Source organism: Pseudomonas frederiksbergensis (genome assembly GCF_001952935.1).
Lineage (GTDB): Bacteria > Pseudomonadota > Gammaproteobacteria > Pseudomonadales > Pseudomonadaceae > Aquipseudomonas > Aquipseudomonas frederiksbergensis.
Genome location: NZ_CP018319.1, coordinates 4,171,243 through 4,189,230, shown reverse-complemented (window position 1 = coordinate 4,189,230; position 17,988 = coordinate 4,171,243). Strand labels below are relative to the sequence as shown.

At 59.3% G+C, this 17,988-nt stretch carries 16 protein-coding genes; 9 read left to right on the top strand and 7 right to left on the bottom strand.

Going from position 1 to position 17,988, the window contains the following annotated elements:
* Window positions 1-110: 110 nt before the first annotated feature.
* From PFAS1_RS19595 to PFAS1_RS19585, 3 genes are all read right to left on the bottom strand, one after another.
* Window positions 111-1,769 (bottom strand): cation acetate symporter, encoded by a 1,659-nt coding sequence (locus PFAS1_RS19595; protein ID WP_076030204.1) that lies wholly within the window; start codon window positions 1,767-1,769, stop codon window positions 111-113.
* Window positions 1,766-2,077, bottom strand: a complete 312-nt coding sequence (locus PFAS1_RS19590; RefSeq protein WP_017337238.1) for a DUF485 domain-containing protein — start codon at window positions 2,075-2,077, stop codon at window positions 1,766-1,768. Before PFAS1_RS19590 ends, PFAS1_RS19595 begins: the two co-directional genes overlap by 4 nt.
* Window positions 2,078-2,372: 295 nt before the next feature.
* Window positions 2,373-3,224, bottom strand: coding sequence for a glycine betaine ABC transporter substrate-binding protein (locus PFAS1_RS19585; RefSeq protein WP_074874649.1), 852 nt, complete (start codon window positions 3,222-3,224; stop codon window positions 2,373-2,375).
* A 300-nt stretch (window positions 3,225-3,524) separates the two neighbouring features.
* Between PFAS1_RS19585 and PFAS1_RS19575 the strand changes: the two genes are divergently transcribed.
* The gene (locus tag PFAS1_RS19575) at window positions 3,525-5,120 is read left to right on the top strand and encodes a glycoside hydrolase family 17 protein (RefSeq protein WP_076031553.1); all 1,596 of its coding nucleotides are present in this window, start codon (window positions 3,525-3,527) and stop codon (window positions 5,118-5,120) included.
* A gap of 114 nt (window positions 5,121-5,234) precedes the next feature.
* On the opposite strand, the gene PFAS1_RS19570 is transcribed toward PFAS1_RS19575, so the two are convergent.
* Window positions 5,235-5,603 carry a hypothetical protein gene (locus tag PFAS1_RS19570; RefSeq protein ID WP_074874648.1) on the bottom strand — a complete coding sequence of 123 codons (369 nt, stop codon included), beginning with the start codon at window positions 5,601-5,603 and terminating at the stop codon, window positions 5,235-5,237.
* Window positions 5,604-5,827: 224 nt separating this feature from the next.
* Here PFAS1_RS19570 and PFAS1_RS19565 point away from each other — a divergent pair, with 224 nt between their 5' ends.
* Both PFAS1_RS19565 and PFAS1_RS19560 read left to right on the top strand, forming a co-directional pair.
* Complete coding sequence (locus PFAS1_RS19565; protein ID WP_074874647.1) at window positions 5,828-7,126, top strand: serine/threonine protein kinase; 1,299 nt, start codon at window positions 5,828-5,830, stop codon at window positions 7,124-7,126.
* The gene (locus PFAS1_RS19560; RefSeq protein WP_076030203.1) at window positions 7,119-7,907 is read left to right on the top strand and encodes an MlaA family lipoprotein; all 789 of its coding nucleotides are present in this window, start codon (window positions 7,119-7,121) and stop codon (window positions 7,905-7,907) included. The genes PFAS1_RS19565 and PFAS1_RS19560 overlap by 8 nt, the downstream gene beginning before the upstream one ends.
* 171 nt (window positions 7,908-8,078) lie before the next feature.
* Here the strand turns inward: PFAS1_RS19560 and PFAS1_RS19555 are convergent, their stop codons facing one another.
* Window positions 8,079-8,993: a DUF808 domain-containing protein gene (locus PFAS1_RS19555; RefSeq protein ID WP_076030202.1), complete on the bottom strand. Its 915-nt coding sequence runs from the start codon at window positions 8,991-8,993 to the stop codon at window positions 8,079-8,081.
* A gap of 135 nt (window positions 8,994-9,128) precedes the next feature.
* On the opposite strand from PFAS1_RS19555, the gene PFAS1_RS19550 reads away from it, so the two are divergent.
* Window positions 9,129-9,734 carry a TetR/AcrR family transcriptional regulator gene (locus PFAS1_RS19550; protein WP_046046335.1) on the top strand — a complete coding sequence of 202 codons (606 nt, stop codon included), beginning with the start codon at window positions 9,129-9,131 and terminating at the stop codon, window positions 9,732-9,734.
* Window positions 9,735-9,844: 110 nt separating this feature from the next.
* Here PFAS1_RS19550 and PFAS1_RS19545 read toward each other — a convergent pair whose 3' ends face one another.
* Window positions 9,845-10,303 carry an REP-associated tyrosine transposase gene (locus PFAS1_RS19545; protein WP_076030201.1) on the bottom strand — a complete coding sequence of 153 codons (459 nt, stop codon included), beginning with the start codon at window positions 10,301-10,303 and terminating at the stop codon, window positions 9,845-9,847.
* 216 nt (window positions 10,304-10,519) lie between these two features.
* Window positions 10,520-10,960 (bottom strand): GlcG/HbpS family heme-binding protein, encoded by a 441-nt coding sequence (locus tag PFAS1_RS19540; protein ID WP_076030200.1) that lies wholly within the window; start codon window positions 10,958-10,960, stop codon window positions 10,520-10,522.
* A 267-nt stretch (window positions 10,961-11,227) separates the two neighbouring features.
* Between PFAS1_RS19540 and gcl the strand changes: the two genes are divergently transcribed.
* The 5 genes from gcl (at window position 11,228) to pyk (ending at window position 17,892) form a co-directional block, all read left to right on the top strand.
* Window positions 11,228-13,003: a glyoxylate carboligase gene (gene gcl / locus PFAS1_RS19535; RefSeq protein WP_076030199.1), complete on the top strand. Its 1,776-nt coding sequence runs from the start codon at window positions 11,228-11,230 to the stop codon at window positions 13,001-13,003.
* 140 nt (window positions 13,004-13,143) lie between these two features.
* Window positions 13,144-13,926: a hydroxypyruvate isomerase gene (gene hyi, locus PFAS1_RS19530; protein ID WP_076030198.1), complete on the top strand. Its 783-nt coding sequence runs from the start codon at window positions 13,144-13,146 to the stop codon at window positions 13,924-13,926.
* A 226-nt stretch (window positions 13,927-14,152) separates the two neighbouring features.
* Window positions 14,153-15,043, top strand: a complete 891-nt coding sequence (locus tag PFAS1_RS19525; RefSeq protein ID WP_076030197.1) for a 2-hydroxy-3-oxopropionate reductase — start codon at window positions 14,153-14,155, stop codon at window positions 15,041-15,043.
* 163 nt (window positions 15,044-15,206) lie between these two features.
* Entirely contained in the window at window positions 15,207-16,487 is a 1,281-nt protein-coding gene (locus PFAS1_RS19520) for a glycerate kinase type-2 family protein (RefSeq protein WP_076030196.1), read from the top strand.
* Window positions 16,477-17,892 carry a pyruvate kinase gene (pyk, locus tag PFAS1_RS19515; protein ID WP_076030195.1) on the top strand — a complete coding sequence of 472 codons (1,416 nt, stop codon included), beginning with the start codon at window positions 16,477-16,479 and terminating at the stop codon, window positions 17,890-17,892. Before PFAS1_RS19520 ends, pyk begins: the two co-directional genes overlap by 11 nt.
* Window positions 17,893-17,988 lie beyond the last annotated feature (96 nt).

Below are 17,988 nucleotides of genomic sequence, written 5' to 3'. Positions count from 1 at the left end.
TCGCGAGCAAGCCCGCTCCCACAAGGACCGATAACCGCCCAAAAAAATACCCCGATCTCTCGACCGGGGCATTTCTATTTAACGCAGCTTATATATCCAAGCCTGAAGCCTTAGTGCGAAACCGCCCCACTCGCGCCCAAGCCCGTCTGCGAACGAACGAACTGAGGGAAGAACAGCGCCCGCTCATTAACGCCGGCCGTCGACTTGTCAGTGATCGAGAAGAACCAGATCCCGACAAACGCAATGGCCATGGAGAACAGCGCCGGGTACTCATACGGGAAGATAGCCTTCTCGTGATGCAGGATCTGCACCCAAATGGTTGGCCCAAGGACCATCAAACCAACGGCACTGATCAGCCCCAACCAGCCACCGATCATCGCACCACGTGTGGTCAGCTTCTTCCAGTACATCGAAAGCAGCAGCACCGGGAAGTTACAGCTCGCCGCGATGGAGAACGCCAGGCCCACCATGAACGCGATGTTCTGGCTTTCGAACAGAATGCCCAAGCCGATTGCCAACACACCCAGGCAGACGGTGGTGATTTTCGAAACGCGAATCTCGTCCTTGTCGTTGGCCTTGCCCTTCTTGATCACGCTGGCATAAAGGTCGTGAGACACAGCCGTAGCGCCGGCGAGCGTCAAACCAGCCACTACAGCCAGGATGGTTGCGAACGCTACAGCCGAGATGAAGCCCAGGAAGATACTGCCGCCCACCGCGTTAGCCAGGTGCACCGCCGCCATGTTGTTGCCGCCCAACAGCGCGCCAGCAGCATCTTTAAAGGCAGGGTTGGTGCTGACCAGCAAGATCGCGCCGAAGCCGATGATGAACGTCAGAATGTAGAAGTAGCCGATGAAGCCGGTTGCATACAGCACGCTCTTGCGAGCTTCTTTCGCGTCACTCACGGTGAAGAAGCGCATCAGAATGTGCGGCAGGCCAGCGGTACCGAACATCAGCGCCAGACCAAGGGAGAATGCCGAGACCGGGTCTTTCACCAGCCCGCCCGGGCTCATGATGGCTTCACCTTTAGGGTGAACCTTGATCGCCTCGGAAAACAGCAAGCTGAAGTCGAAGTTGACGTGTTTCATGACCATCAGCGCCATGAACGAAGCACCGGAGAGCAGCAACACGGCCTTGATGATCTGCACCCAGGTGGTCGCCAGCATGCCGCCGAACAACACATACATGCACATCAGGATACCGACCAGGATCACGGCAACGTAGTAGTCGAGACCGAACAGCAGCTGGATCAGCTTGCCGGCACCAACCATTTGCGCGATCAGGTAGAACGCCACCACCACCAGCGAACCGCAAGCAGACAGCGTGCGGATCTGGGTCTGCCCAAGGCGGTAGGACGCCACGTCGGCAAAGGTGTACTTACCCAGGTTGCGCAGGCGCTCGGCGATCAGGAACAGAATGATCGGCCAGCCCACCAGGAAGCCGATCGAGTAGATCAGGCCGTCGTAACCGGAAGTGAACACCAGAGCGGAAATACCCAGGAAGGACGCCGCCGACATGTAGTCACCGGCAATCGCCAGACCGTTCTGGAAGCCGGTGATCTTGCCACCTGCCGCATAGTAGTCAGCCGCCGAATTGTTGCGCTTGGAAGCCCAGTAGGTGATGCACAGGGTCAGGCCAACGAACGCGACGAACATCAGGATCGCGGAAACGTTGAGCGGTTGTTTGTGCACTTCGCCGGTCAGGGCTTCACCTGCCCAGGCGCCAGGTGCAAAGGCTGCGATGCTCAATAGAGCCATTAGACGCCGGATCATTGCTGAGCCTCCTTGAGAATCGCATTGTTCAGGTCGTCGAATTCGCCATTGGCGCGTCGTACGTAGATTGCAGTCAGGATAAAGGCCGAGAGAATCAGCCCGACACCAATCGGTATTCCCCAGGTAATCGAAGACTCGGGGCTGATTTTTGCCCCCAGAATATGCGGCCCGTAAGCAATCAAAAGGATGAATCCGGAGTAAAGCCCAAGCATGATCGCCGAAAGAATCCAGGCGAACCTTTCTCGCTTACTAACCAGCTCCTTGAAGCGCGGGCTGTTTTGAATCGAGAGGTAAATGCTGTCGTTCATTGTTTTTATCCTCGCAGCACAGATGAAGTTGGAACGTTATCCACTCTATGCGGCTACGGAACTGGTTCCAGACGACCTTAGTATTAGAACGACATGACAGAATTGCCATTTTCCAGCAGACGCTGAAACCAATGTGGGAGCGAGCCTGCTCGCGATAGCGGTGTGTCAGTCAACAGCAATTTCGACTGATACACTGCTATCGCGAGCAGGCTCGCTCCCACAAGTGAAGCAAAAGGCCGCTTGGCGGTTATGCCAAGCGGCCTTGAGAAGTGCTGACCAGACGCGTCAGCTCAAATCATTTAGTCCAATCTGCAACGCGTTCCGGGTGCTTGGCGACCCAATCCTTCGCGGCGGCTTCAGGTTTGGCACCATCCTGAATGGCCAACATGACTTCGCCGATTTCGTCTTTCGACGCCCACTGGAAGTTCTTCAGGAACTTGGCAACTTCCGGAGCCTTGGTTGCCAGTTCTTTGCTGCCGATGTTGTTTACAGTTTCAGCCGCGCCATAAACGCCTTTCGGGTCGTCCAGGAAGCGCAGTTTCCACTTGGCGAACATCCAGTGCGGCACCCAACCGGTAACAGCAATGGATTCGTTTTTCTTCTCGGCACGGGTCAGCTCGGCAATCATGCCGGCGCCGGAACTGGCCTTGAGTTGGTAACCGGTGAGATCGTAGTCCTTGATGGCCTGTTCGGACTTGATCATTACGCCCGAACCGGCGTCGATGCCGACGATGCGATTTTTGAAGCTGTCGTCGGTTTTCAGATCGGCAATACTTTTGGCTTTGACGTACTCCGGCACGATCAGGCCAATTCTTGCGTCCTTGAAGTTCGGACCGTAATCGACGACCTGGTCCTTGTTCTTGGTCCAGTATTCACCATGAGTCACAGGCAGCCACGCAGACATCATGGCATCGAGTTTGCCAGTGGCCACACCCTGCCACATGATCCCGGTGGCAACTGCTTGCAGTTTCACGTCATAACCAAGTTTCTGCCTGATCACTTCAGCAGCCACGTTGGTCGTGGCAACACTGTCCGACCAGCCGTCGACATAACCGATAGTCACTGCCTTGCCTTCGGCGCTGGCCAAAGTAGAGCTGATCGCCAGCACCAAAGCGGCACCTGCGCCCAAGAGTCGTCGCATCTTCATCGTTACTTCCCCGAAAGTGCTGCACTCGACGGATGCCGAGTCGCGTCAACGTATTGTTATAGTGCACAGCGCGCCCATCACGCCCACCGCAAACTCATCCGAACATCAGCGCGATTTATCTATGAGAGCACTGACGCGTCGATAATCAACCTCAGGACAATGACGACCTTCTCTGCCAGCGACCTCAAGGCATCGAGAAACGACATCAGAACGCCATTAATCTAGACCACCGAAAGTCCGCCCGCCAATCCGCCCAAACTTTGCATGTCAAAAGTATGCAGGCCACCAGCCATGCGGCAAATGAAGGTAACATGCGCGGCTTTGCTCCCAGACGGCCTGACCATGCCCGCGACATCCCGCTTTCCTTTTTTTGCTTATCTATTCGCCTGCCTGCTGGGGCTTTTTGCCCTGGGTGGTTTCTGGTATGGCCTCGGTAAACCGGTGGTGCTGCCAGACGTGGCCAGTGCGACGCACAAGCTGCAATGCGCCTCCTACACCCCGTTCGACAAGGACCAATCGCCGTTCGATCAGCCGTTCAAGCTGCGCCCCGAGCGCATGGACGCCGACCTCGCACTGCTGGCCAAAAGCTTCGAATGCATCCGCACCTACTCCATGACCGGCCTCGAGGCGCTGCCCGACCTGGCGCGCAAGCACGGGCTGAAGCTGATGATCGGCGCCTGGGTCAACAGCAACGCGGTGGACACCGCCAAGGAAGTCGACTTGCTGATCGCCTCGGCCAACGCCAACGCGGACGTGGTGACCTCGGTGATCGTCGGCAATGAAACCCTGTTGCGCAAGGAAGTCACGGGCGCGCAACTGGTCAAGCTCATCAGTAAAGTCAAAAGCCAGGTCAAGCAACCCGTCACTTACGCCGACGTCTGGGAGTTCTGGCTCAAGCACCCGGAAATCGCCCCGGCGGTGGATTTCCTGACTATCCATTTGTTGCCGTACTGGGAAGATGACCCTTCGAATATCGACGCGGCCCTGCAGCATGTGGCCGAAGTACGTCAGGTGTTTGGCAACAAGTTCGCCCCCAAGGACGTGATGATTGGTGAAACCGGCTGGCCCAGCGAAGGCCGCCAGCGTGAAACAGCCCTGCCAAGCCGAGTCAATGAAGCCAGGTTCATTCGTGCTTTTGTCATCATGGCGGAGCAGCAAGGCTGGCATTACAACCTGATCGAAGCCTTCGACCAGCCGTGGAAACGCGCCAGCGAAGGTGCGGTCGGTGGTTACTGGGGGCTGTTCGATGCCGATCGTCAGGACAAGGGCGTGCTTGCCGGTCCGGTGTCGAACGTACCTTTCTGGACGCAGTGGCTGGCGGTGGGTGGTTTGATTTTCCTTGGCACGTTGATCCTCGGCGGCCGTGTACGCAGCACTCGCGCCGCGCTGGTTCTACCGTTGCTCGGTGCGCTGGCCGCTTGCTCGATTGGCGCCTGGGGTGATCTGGCCCGTGTCACCACGCGGTTTACCAGTGAATGGTTGTGGGTCGCTTTGCTGACGGCGTTGAATGTGTTGGTGCTGGCCCATGCGGCACTGACCCTGAGCCCTCGGGCCGGTTGGCGCGGACGGACGTTCAATGCGCTGGAACGTCGGGCGGGCTGGTTGCTCGCGGTGGCCGGGTTTGCCGCTGCAGTGACCATGCTGGAGCTGGTGTTCGATCCGCGCTATCGCAGCTTCCCGAGCGTCGCGTTCATCCTTCCGGCGCTGGTTTATCTGTGCCGCCCGGTCAGTGTGCCGCGTCGGGAGATTGCCCTGTTGACCTTCATCATCGGTGCCGGCATTGCGCCGCAGCTTTACCGTGAAGGCTTGCAGAACCAGCAGGCCTGGGGTTGGGCGCTGGTGAGTGTATTGATGGTTGCAGCATTGTGGCGCAGTTTGCGGGTTCGCAGGGCTTAGTCTTCGGCGCATCTGCCGGCCTCTTCGCGAGCAAGCCCGCTCCCACATTTGACCGCGTTTATCCTGAAGAACTCGGTCAAATGTGGGAGCGGGCTTGCTCGCGAAGACTGACCATCAGACGCTGCGGGAAGCCCGGACCAGACGCAATCCAGCAAGCACCACCGCAAAAACAGCCAACGTCGTGTTGTACAACGCCAACGCCGGCAACCCGAACACCAGCGCCAGCACCGCCAACCACCACCCTGCCCGGCCCGGCAGCACAAACCCGATAACGGCTGCCGCCAATGCCGCGAAGCCCAATACCTTGAAGTGAATCATCAAGCCCAGGCTCGAACGAACCTGGCATTCCCAGCGGCTCGCTTCGTCCACGCAGATGCCGACCCATTGAGCATCCTCCATGAAGCCATACCGCGCGCCATAACTGGCGGCCAGCCATAACGGCAGGAGAACGAGCAGCAGAATCACAGGCAGACGGCGGGACATGAAGCACTCCAATCAACGAAATCGGCGGCCAGCTTAATCTCCCGCCAGCGCTAAGCAAGCGCATGTGACAGATAATTGGTCACGGAATCACTGCAAAGTGTATCGTCCAGCTACTATTACTCCGAAATTAGGCCTGATTGGTGCCGACTCATGGCACTTTGGCGCAACCCCCGTGGTCATAGCCTGCGAACTTCATTCGGCACCTTTCTCTAAGGGATCTAGTCATGCTCCGTTCCTTGCGCTTCGCCGCCTTGTTTGGCGGCCTTATTTTGAGTGCGTCCGCACTGGCGGTGGACATCGACGCCGCCAGTTATGGCTACCCCTTGACCAACCCGTTCGAGGCGACCATCGCAACGACACCGCCGGACTTGCGTCCGGAGTTGCCGCTGGACGATGACATCGATCAGCAAACCCGCAGCGTCAGGTTGCGCCCGGAGCGTGAATTCGATTTGCCGGACAACTTCTGGCCGGTGAAGAAACTCACCTACCGCATCGCCACCCAGGATAAAGCCGCTCCGCTGATTTTCCTGATCGCCGGCACCGGCGCGCGCTATGACAGCACCCATAACGAATACCTGAAGAAGCTCTACTACAAGGCCGGCTACCACGTGGTGCAACTGTCGTCGCCCACCAGCTTCGACTTCATGAGCGCCGCCTCACGCTTTGCCACACCCGGTATCACCAAGGAAGATGCCGAAGACATGTATCGGGTGATGCAGGCCGTGCGGGCACAAAACCCGAATGTGGACGTTACCGATTACTACCTGACCGGCTACAGCCTGGGTGCCCTGGACGCAGCGTTCGTCGCGCACCTGGATGAAACCCGTCGCAGCTTCAACTTCAAGAAAGTCTTGCTGCTCAACCCGCCGGTCAACCTCTACACCTCGATTACCAACCTGGACAAGCTGGTCCAGACCGAGGTCAAGGGCATCAACAACAGCACCACGTTCTATGAGCTGGTGCTGGATAAACTGACCCGCTACTTCCAGCAGAAAGGCTACATCGACCTCAACGATGCGCTGCTCTACGACTTCCAGCAGTCCAAGCAGCACCTGAGCAACGAACAGATGGCCATGCTGATCGGCACTTCGTTCCGCTTCTCGGCAGCCGACATTGCCTTCACCTCGGACCTGATCAACCGTCGCGGCCTGATCATTCCACAGAAATTCCCGATCACCGAAGGCACCACCCTCACGCCGTTCCTCAAGCGCGCGCTGCAGTGCGACTTCGATTGCTACATCACCGAGCAAGTCATCCCTATGTGGCGCGCCCGTACCGACGGCGGGAGCCTGCTGCAACTGATCGACCAGGTCAGTTTGTATGCACTCAAGGATTACCTGCGCGACAGTCCGAAAATCGCCGTCATGCACAACGCCGACGACGTGATTCTCGGCCCTGGCGACCTGGGTTTCCTGCGCAAGACTTTTGGTGATCGCTTGACCGTTTACCCACTGGGCGGCCATTGCGGCAACCTTAATTACCGCGTCAACAGCGACGCCATGCTGGAGTTTTTCCGTGGCTAAATACCTCCTGCTTATCGCAGCGCTACTCTGCGCAGGCGTCGCCAATGCCGACAACAGCAAAGCCAACGCACCGGTTGTGATTGACAGTGATGGCTTCAAGGAGCCGCTGAGCAAACTCAAATTCAACCCGGGACTGGATCAACGCGAGTTCGAACGCTCCACGCTTAACGCACTGAACGTCTACGACCCGTTGGAAGAGTGGAACCGCCGCGTCTACCACTTCAACTACCGCTTCGACCAATGGGTGTTCCTGCCAGTGGTCGACGGCTATCGCTACATCACGCCGAGTTTCCTGCGCACTGGCGTGAGCAACTTCTTCAATAACATTGGTGACGTGCCGAACCTGTTGAACAGCTTGCTGCAGTTCAAGGGGCAGCGCTCGATGGAAACCACCGCGCGCCTGCTGCTCAACACCACCGTCGGCATCGCCGGCCTGTGGGACCCGGCCACCGCCATGGGGCTGCCGCGCCAGAACGAAGACTTCGGCCAGACGCTGGGCTTCTACGGTGTACCGGGCGGCGCCTACTTCGTGTTGCCAATCCTCGGCCCATCGAACATCCGCGACACTGGCGGCCTGGTGGCGGACTTCAGCGCAGAATCGGCAATCAACTTCCTGAACGTCGCCGAGGTCAGCTCCAACCATCCTGAAGTCTTGCTCCTGCGTTCCATCGACAAGCGCTATCAGACCGGCTTCCGCTATGGCCAACTGAACTCGCCGTTCGAGTACGAGAAAGTGCGCTACGTGTACACCGAGTCGCGCAAGTTGCAGATCGCCGAGTAATTCATCGGCAACAAAAAAGGCCATTCGATGCGAATCGAATGGCCTGATCGTTCCCACGCTCTGCGTGGGAATGCAGCCCGTGACGCTCTGCGTCACACCTGGAAGCGGACGCAGAGCGTCCAATTGAGGCATTCCCACGCAGAGCGTGGGAACAATCAAACACCCACAGGTTTAGCCTTTCACTGCTTTCCAGATTTTGCTCGCGGCCATGACGCCTACCAACACCACCGCCCCCGCCACAATCCCCGCCACCGCGTTCAGCAACGTCGGCACGATAAACCCGGCACCGCCCGCCCCTGCGCTGACGGTCTCAATCCAGTGATGAACCACCGGCACGCCGTGGGTGAGAATCCCGCCACCCACCAGGAACATCGCTGCCGTGCCGATCACCGACAGGCTTTTCATCATGTACGGCGCCGCACGCAGAATCCCGGCGCCGATGCTTTTGGCCATCTGGCCAGGCTTCTGGGTCAGCCACAAACCGAGGTCGTCGAGTTTGACGATGCCCGCCACCAGGCCATACACGCCGATGGTCATGACGATGGCAATGCCCGACAGCACGATGACTTGCTGGGTCAGCGAAGCATCCGCCACGGTACCCAGAGTGATGGCGATGATTTCCGCCGACAGAATGAAGTCAGTGCGGATGGCACCTTTGATCTTGTCTTTCTCGAACGCCACCAGATCGACCGCCGGATCAGCCACGGCTTCGACCAGCTCAGCATGTTCGGCCTGATCTTCAGCCTTGCTGTGCAGGAATTTGTGCGCCAGCTTCTCGAAACCTTCGAAACACAGGTAGGCGCCACCGACCATCAATAGCGGCGTGACCAGCCACGGAATGAACGCACTGATGGCCAGGGCCGAGGGCACCAGGATCAGCTTGTTCAGAAACGAGCCCTTGGCCACCGCCCATACCACCGGGATTTCCCGCTCGGCACGCACGCCGGAAACCTGCTGGGCATTGAGCGCCAGATCGTCGCCGAGCACGCCGGCGGTCTTCTTGGCGGCCATTTTGGTCATCAATGCCACGTCGTCGAGTACCGCGGCAATGTCGTCGATCAGCAACAGCAAACTGCTTCCTGCCATGAATCAGGTTTCCTTCGAATAGTGAATGCTGCGCAGCATAGCGCGGCCGAACGTGCTGCGGGGCATTCTTGAGCGCCGCGCGAGGCCGGTGCTACCATGCGCAACCGCCAGCACAGGCAAGGAACCACCTGGTTTATGAGCACTATCCGCGAGCGCAACAAAGAACTGATCCTGCGTGCCGCCAGCGAAGAATTTGCCGACAAGGGCTTCGCTGCGACCAAAACCAGTGACATCGCAGCCAAGGCGGGATTGCCCAAGCCCAACGTCTACTACTACTTCAAATCCAAGGAAAACCTCTACCGCGAGGTCCTGGAAAGCATCATCGAACCGATTCTGCAGGCCTCGACACCGTTCAATGCCGACGGCGTGCCCAGTGAAGTGCTGAGCGGCTACATCCGCTCGAAAATCCGCATCTCCCGCGACCTGCCCTTCGCCTCCAAGGTGTTCGCCAGCGAAATCATGCACGGCGCCCCGCACCTGAGCGCTGATCTGGTTGAACGACTCAACGGCCAGGCCAAGCACAACATCGACTGCATCCAGACCTGGATCGACCGCGGCCAGATCGCCCCGATCGACCCCAACCACCTGATGTTCAGCATCTGGGCCGCGACCCAGACCTATGCCGACTTTGATTGGCAGATTTCCGCGGTAACCGGTAAAGCGAAGCTGGATGAGGCGGATTACGAGGCGGCGGCGCAGACGATTATCCGGTTGGTGTTGAAGGGGTGTGAGCCGGACTGATACACCGCAGCGCGCCCTTCGCGAGCAAGCCCGCTCCCACACTCGATCTCCGCAACACCGAAGATCCCCTGTGGGAGCGGGCTCGCGAAGGGGGCAACTCGATCCAAAGACTAAAGCCAAATAGCATCCCACAACGGATAGTCGCCAAGCTTCCCAACCACCCCCGCCCGCAATGGGTTGGCGACAACATATCGGGCGAGTTTCACCAAATCCTCATCTCGTCGCAAAGCACGATCATGAAAACTCTGCTGCCAAAGGCTGCCCATTCTTCCAGTCTCAGCATTGATTGTTCGGGCACTCAACGATTTGGCCTGACACATCAATTGGCCCAATGACCCTTTTTGCAACTGGATCAGCCAGTGAAAGTGATCGGGCATGACCACAAAGGCCAAGGTGTCGGCAAACCCGTGATCCTGTGCTTGTTTGAATTGGTGGACGACCATCCTGCCCAACGTGTAATCCCTGAAAACAGGCTCTCGCTTGAGGGTGTTGGCAGTCAGAAGATAAATGCGGTTTTGCTCGGCATAGCGGCCGATGCGCAAGCGGTGTGAAGCTGATAGCTCAGGCATTCCTTTGCCTCTTTCATGGATGAAATCAAGAAAAGGCTAGATCAGCGAACCGGGAACTGAGGGGCGGACTTTTAGCTGGATGTGTCTGAAGGATCGCCTTCGCGAGCAAGCCCGCTCCCACATTGGGATTTGTGGTGTTCACACAATTTGTGTCCACCGACGAACCAGTGTGGGAGCGGGCTTGCTCGCGAAGGCGTTAGATCAGTCAACACACAATCAAGCAGTCACCCCCGCATCCGCCCGCAACCCCGCCGCCTCGATCGCAGTGATCGCACATTGCTCATCAACATCCGAAAGATCCCCGCTGATACCGACAGCCCCCAGCACGTTCCCGTCCTGATCCCGAATCAACACCCCACCCGGTGCCGGCACCACACTGCCCTGCCCCAGACTGTTCAAAGCGGCGATAAACGCCGGTCGTTGTTGTGCGTCCAGTGCCAGCAGGCGTGAGCCTTTACCCAGGGCAATGGCGCCCCAGGCTTTGCCGATGGCGATCTGCGGGCGCAGCAGGCTGGCGCCGTCTTCACGCTGCAGGGTGACCAAGTGTCCACCCGCATCCAGTACCGCGATGGTCAATGGAGCCGCCGAGATTGCACGCCCTGCGGAAATAGCCTGATTGGCCAGGTTGACTGCGACTTTCAAGGTTAAAGCGCTCATGGTGCCGTCCTCATTTTGTTATAGGGAAAGCTGCTGGACTGCGTTTTGTTCGACAGTCCGATGCAACAAATAGAACACAATGAGTTATTTTTTTGTATACAATAATTCTCGAAAAACGCCAAATGCGACGAAAAGCCACAGTAGATTGGGCTTCCGACGAATGAAACGGCCGCTTGAGAAAATGGATTGACCTGTGCCGTCCGCCGTGAATACACTCTGCACAAAGCCACTTGTATACAATTACAAAACGTAAGAGGCACCAAAACCATGAGCAAAATGAGAGCAATCGAAGCCGCCGTTCTGGTGATGCGCCGTGAAGGGGTTGATACCGCTTTTGGCATCCCGGGCGCCGCGATCAACCCGCTGTACTCCGCCTTGCAGAAGGTCGGTGGCATCGATCACGTCCTCGCTCGCCACGTTGAAGGCGCCTCGCACATGGCCGAGGGCTACACCCGCACCAAGGCCGGCAACATCGGCGTGTGCATCGGCACTTCGGGACCTGCCGGTACCGACATGGTCACCGGGCTCTACAGTGCCTCGGCCGACTCGATCCCGATTCTTTGCATTACCGGCCAGGCTCCCCGCGCTCGGATGCACAAGGAAGACTTCCAGGCCGTCGACATTACCTCGATCGTCAAGCCAGTGACCAAATGGGCAACCACCGTCATGGAACCGGGCCAGGTGCCTTACGCGTTCCAGAAAGCCTTCTACGAAATGCGCTCCGGCCGTCCAGGCCCGGTGCTGATCGATCTGCCGTTCGACGTGCAGATGGCTGAAATCGAATTCGACATCGACGCCTATGAACCACTGCCGCTGGCCAAGCCAACCGCGAACCGCGTGCAAATCGAGAAGGCCCTGGCCATGCTCGATCAGGCCGAGCGTCCGTTGCTGGTGGCCGGCGGCGGCATCATCAACGCCGACGCCAGCGAATTGCTGGTGGAATTTGCCGAGCTGACCGGTATTCCGGTGGTTCCGACTTTGATGGGCTGGGGCACCATCCCGGATGATCACCCGTTGATGGTCGGCATGGTCGGTCTGCAAACCTCGCACCGCTACGGCAACGCGACGATGCTCAAATCCGACCTGGTGCTGGGTGTCGGTAACCGTTGGGCCAACCGTCACACCGGTTCGATCGACGTTTACACCGAAGGCCGCAAGTTCATCCACGTTGACATCGAACCGACCCAGATCGGCCGCGTGTTCACCCCGGACCTGGGCATCGTTTCCGATGCCGCTGCCGCCCTGACCGTGTTCATCGAAGTCGCTCGCGAATGGCAAGCCGCCGGCAAACTGAAAAACCGCAGCGCCTGGCTGCAAGACTGCCAGCAGCGCAAATCCAGCTTGCAGCGCAAGACTCACTTCGACAACGTGCCGGTCAAGCCGCAGCGCGTTTACGAAGAGATGAACCAGGTGTTCGGCAAAGAGACGTGCTACGTCAGCACCATCGGCCTGTCGCAGATTGCCGGCGCGCAGTTCCTGCACGTCTACAAACCGCGTCACTGGATCAACTGTGGACAGGCCGGTCCGTTGGGCTGGACCATTCCAGCAGCGCTGGGTGTGGTCAAGGCTGATCCGACCCGTAAAGTTGTGGCACTGTCTGGCGACTATGACTTCCAGTTCATGATCGAAGAACTGGCGGTGGGCGCGCAGTTCAAGCTGCCGTACATCCACGTAGTGGTGAACAACTCGTACCTGGGGCTGATTCGTCAGGCGCAGCGCGGTTTCGACATGGACTACTGCGTGCAGCTGTCCTTCGACAACTTGAACGCTCCGGAACTCAACGGTTACGGTGTCGACCACGTCGCGGTCGCCGAAGGCCTGGGCTGCAAGGCGCTGCGTGTATTCGAACCGAGCCAGATCCAGCCTGCCCTGCGCAGGGCTCAGGAGCTGATCGAAGAGTTCAAGGTACCGGTGATCGTAGAGATTATTCTGGAGCGTGTGACCAATATTTCCATGGGCACCGAGATCAACGCCGTCAACGAATTCGAAGACCTGGCGCTGGTCGGCAACGATGCGCCAACGGCGATTTCGTTGCTTGATTGATCTGTACGACCGCTGATCGTTCCCACGCTCCGCGTGGGAATGCAGCCCGGGACGCTCCGCGTCCCAAAGCGGACGCAGAGCGTCCATAGATGCATTCCCACGCAGAGCGTGGGAACGAGAACTTAGAACGGGAGACCACCATGCCGCGTTTCGCAGCCAACTTGTCCATGCTGTTCACCGAGCAGGATTTTCTTGCCCGTTTTGAAGCTGCCGCCAAGGCCGGCTTCAGTGGTGTCGAATACCTGTTCCCTTACGACTTCAGCTCTGCCGAGATCAAAGCCAAGCTCGATGCCAATGGCTTGACCCAGGTGCTGTTCAACCTGCCGGCCGGTGACTGGGCCAAGGGCGAACGCGGTATCGCGTGCCTGCCGGACCGGGTTGAAGAGTTCCGCGCCGGTGTCGATCTGGCGATTGCCTACGCGAAAGTGTTGGGCAACACCCAGGTCAACTGCCTGGCCGGTATTCGTCCACAAGGCGTCGACGATGCCACCGTGGAAAAAACCTTCGTCGCCAACCTCAAGTACGCGGCCGACAAGCTGCAAGCGGCGGGCATCAAACTGGTGATGGAAGCGATCAACACCCGCGACATCCCGGGTTTCTACCTGAACAACACGGCGCAAGCCCTGTCGATTCGCGAACAGGTCGGCAGCGCCAATCTGTTCCTGCAATACGACATCTACCACATGCAAATCATGGAGGGCGACCTGGCCCGCACCATGGCTGCGCACCTGGGCGAGATCAACCACATCCAGTTGGCCGATAACCCTGGGCGCAACGAACCGGGCACCGGTGAGATCAACTACCGCTTCCTGTTCGAACACCTGGACCGCATCGGTTATGAGGGTTGGGTTGGCTGCGAATACAAGCCGCTGACCACCACTGAAGCGGGCCTGGGCTGGCTCAAAACCCACAACGCAATCTGACGCAGATCCCTGTGGGAGCGGGCTTTTGTGGTGAGGGGATTCATCGAATCGTCGCACCGCCCCGTTCGGCTGCGAAGCAGTCGTAAAACCAGCAAATGCGTTCTATCTGACCGACCGCGAAAAAACAATTGGGGCCGCTTCGCGACCCAACGGGGGCAAGCCCCCTCGCCACAAAGAGCTCATCGGTCCAGCGCCGGGAGCCACACAAAAACAAGAGGACTTTCTCATGGCTAAAATCGGATTTATCGGCACCGGCATCATGGGCCACCCAATGGCGTTGAACCTGCAGAAGGCCGGTCACAGCCTGTTCCTGTCGGCGCACCACGACACTGCACCGGCTGACCTGATTGCCGGTGGCGCCGTCGCCCTGGCGAACCCGAAAGAAGTCGCGCAAGAAGCCGAATTCATCATCGTCATGGTGCCGGATACCCCGCAGGTCGATGACGTGCTGTTCCGCGCCGACGGTGTTGCGGCCGGTGTTGGCAAAGGCAAAGTCGTGATCGACATGAGCTCGATCTCGCCAACCGCCACCAAAGCCTTCGCTGTCAAAATCAATGAAAAAGGCGCTCAGTACCTCGACGCGCCGGTGTCCGGCGGTGAAGTCGGCGCCAAGGCTGCGACCCTGAGCATCATGGTCGGCGGCGATGCCGATGCCTTCGAACGCGCCCTGCCGCTGTTCCAGGCGATGGGCAAGAACATCACCCTGGTGGGCGGCAACGGCGACGGTCAGACCGCCAAAGTGGCGAACCAGATCATCGTGGCGCTGAACATCCAGGCCGTGGCCGAAGCCCTGCTGTTTGCTTCGAAAAACGGTGCCGATCCAGCCAAGGTCCGTGAAGCGTTGATGGGCGGTTTCGCGTCCTCGAAGATCCTCGAAGTGCACGGCGAGCGCATGATCAAAGGCACCTTCGACCCAGGCTTCCGCATCAGCCTGCACCAGAAGGACCTGAACCTGGCCCTGCAAGGCGCCAAAGAGCTGGGCATCAACCTGCCCAACACCGCCAACACCCAGCAAGTGTTCAGCACCTGCGCAGCCATCGGTGGCAGCAATTGGGACCACTCGGCGCTGATCAAGGGCCTGGAACACATGGCGAATTTCTCGATTCGCGATAAGTAACACCCGCCTGTGCTGATCGTTCCCACGCTCCGCGTGGGAATGCAGCCCGGGACGCTCCGCGTCCCTGCCGAAGCGGACGCGGAGCGTCCATTGAGGCATTCCCACGCAGAGCGTGGGAACGATCATCTGCGTAAACCAAGAACAAAAAGATTGGGAGCCCGCCATGTCGGTCAATCCGCAACAATTCCTGCGCGAGCTGTTTGCCACAGCCATCGACGCGGCCCATCCGCAGCAAGTCCTCGAAGCCCATTTGCCCAAAGATCGCAGCGGTCGGGTGATCGTCATCGGCGCCGGCAAAGCCGCCGCGGCCATGGCTCAAGTGGTGGAGCGTTGCTGGCAGGGTGAAGTGTCAGGTTTAGTAGTGACGCGTTACGGTCACGGCGCCCCCTGTGAAAAAATCGAAGTGGTCGAAGCCGCTCATCCGGTGCCTGACGCTGCCGGTCTGGCGGTGGCCAAACGCGTGCTGGAACTGGTCAGCAACCTGACTGAAGACGACCGTGTGATCTTCCTGCTCTCGGGCGGCGGCTCTGCCCTGCTGGCGTTGCCCGCAGCCGGTATCACCCTCGCCGACAAGCAGTCGATCAACAAAGCCCTGCTCAAATCCGGCGCCACCATCGGCGAGATGAATTGCGTGCGCAAGCACCTCTCGGCGATCAAGGGCGGCCGCCTCGGCAAAGCCTGCTGGCCTGCCACTGTTTATACCTATGCGATTTCCGATGTACCGGGCGACCTCGCCACGGTCATCGCCTCCGGCCCCACCGTGGCCGACCCGAGCACTTCCGGCGAAGCCCTGGCGATCCTCAAGCGTTACGCGATTGAAGTCCCGGCCTCGGTGCGCAACTGGCTGCAGAGCCCGGAATCGGAGACAGTCAAACCCGGTGACCCGAGCCTGGCGCGCAGTCACTTTCAGCTGATCGCCCGTCCACAACAGTCGCTTGAAGCCGCTGCGGTGAAAGCGCGTCAGGCCGGCTTCAGCCCGCTGATCCTCGGCGACCTGGAAGGCGAATCCCGCGAAGTGGCCAAGGTTCACGCCGGCATCGCCCGTCAGGTCGTGCTGCACGGTCAACCATTGGCGGCGCCCTGCGTGATTCTCTCGGGCGGTGAAACCACGGTCACCGTACGCGGCAATGGTCGCGGCGGACGCAACGCCGAATTCCTGCTGAGCCTGACCGACAGCCTCAAAGGCCTGCCGGGAGTCTACGCGCTGGCCGGCGACACCGATGGCATCGACGGCTCCGAAGACAACGCCGGCGCAATCATGACCCCGGACAGCTACGCCCGCGCCGCCGCCCTCGGCCTGAACGCCAGCGACGAGTTGGACAACAACAATGGCTACGGCTATTTCGAGGCGCTGGACGCGCTGATCGTCACTGAACCGACCCGCACCAACGTCAACGACTTCCGTGCCATCCTGATTCTCGAGAGCCCTAAAAATGACGCCTGACAAGAAGGTAAAAATCCTCGCTACCCTCGGGCCTGCCACTCACGGGATCGACGACATCCGTGAGCTGGTGCAGGCCGGGGTCAATATCTTTCGCCTGAACTTCAGCCACGGCGATCACGCCGACCACGCTCAGCGCTATCAGTGGATTCGTGAAGTCGAGCGCCAGCTGAATTATCCGCTGGGCATTCTGATGGACCTGCAAGGCCCGAAACTGCGGGTCGGCAAGTTCGCCGAGGGCAAGGTGCAATTGCATCGCGGTCAGGCGCTGCGTCTGGACCTGGACCCGACACCGGGGGATGAGCGCCGGGTCAACTTGCCTCACCCGGAAATCATCGCCGCACTCGAACCGGGCATGGACCTGCTGCTGGATGACGGCAAGCTGCGTCTTCGCGTGGTGACCAAGTACTCCGACGCCATCGACACCACGGTGCTCAATGGCGGTGAACTCTCGGATCGCAAAGGCGTGAACGTGCCGCAAGCGGTGCTGGAACTGAGCCCGCTGACCGCCAAGGACCGTCGCGATTTGAGCTTCGGTCTGGAGCTGGGTGTGGACTGGGTGGCGCTGTCGTTTGTGCAGCGCCCGCAGGACATCCGCGAGGCGCGTGAGCTGATCGGCGACAAAGCGTTTTTGATGGCCAAGATCGAGAAGCCTTCGGCCGTGACGCAACTGCGCGAGATCGCCGAATTGAGCGATGCGATCATGGTTGCTCGCGGTGACCTGGGCGTGGAAGTGCCGGCCGAAAGCGTGCCGCAGATTCAGAAAAACATCATCAGCATCTGCCGTCAGCTCGGCAAACCGGTGGTGGTGGCGACGCAGATGCTCGAGTCGATGCGCTTCTCCCCTGCCCCGACCCGTGCCGAGGTGACCGATGTCGCCAACGCCGTGGCCGAAGGTGCGGATGCGGTGATGCTGTCGGCGGAAACCGCGTCCGGTGAGTACCCGCTGGAGGCCGTGCAGATGATGAGCAAGATCATTCGCCAGGTGGAAAATGGCCCGGACTATCAGGCGCAACTTGACGTCAGCCGGCCCAAGGCCGAGGCGACGGTTTCCGATGCGATCAGCTGCGCGATTCGTCGCATCAGCAATGTGTTGCCAGTGGCGGTACTGGTGAATTACAGCGAATCCGGCACGTCGAGTTTGCGGGCGGCGCGGGAGCGGCCAACGGTGCCGATCCTCAACCTGACGCCGAACCTGCAAACCGCTCGCCGGTTGACCGTCGCGTGGGGCGTGCACTCGGTGGTCAATGATCGGCTGCGGCAGGTGGATGAGGTGTGCTCGACGGCACTGGAGATTGCCCAGGCGCAGGGTATGGCCAAGCGTGGCGACACCTTATTGATCACCGCGGGTGTGCCGTTTGGGCAGCCGGGGTCGACTAACTCCTTGCGAATAGAAACTCTGATCTAAAGACCCCCTGTGGCGAGGGAGCTTGCTCCCGCTCGGCTGCGAAGCAGTCGTCGCTTTGGCATGACGGTTCCAACAGAAAGACCGCATTCGCTGAAT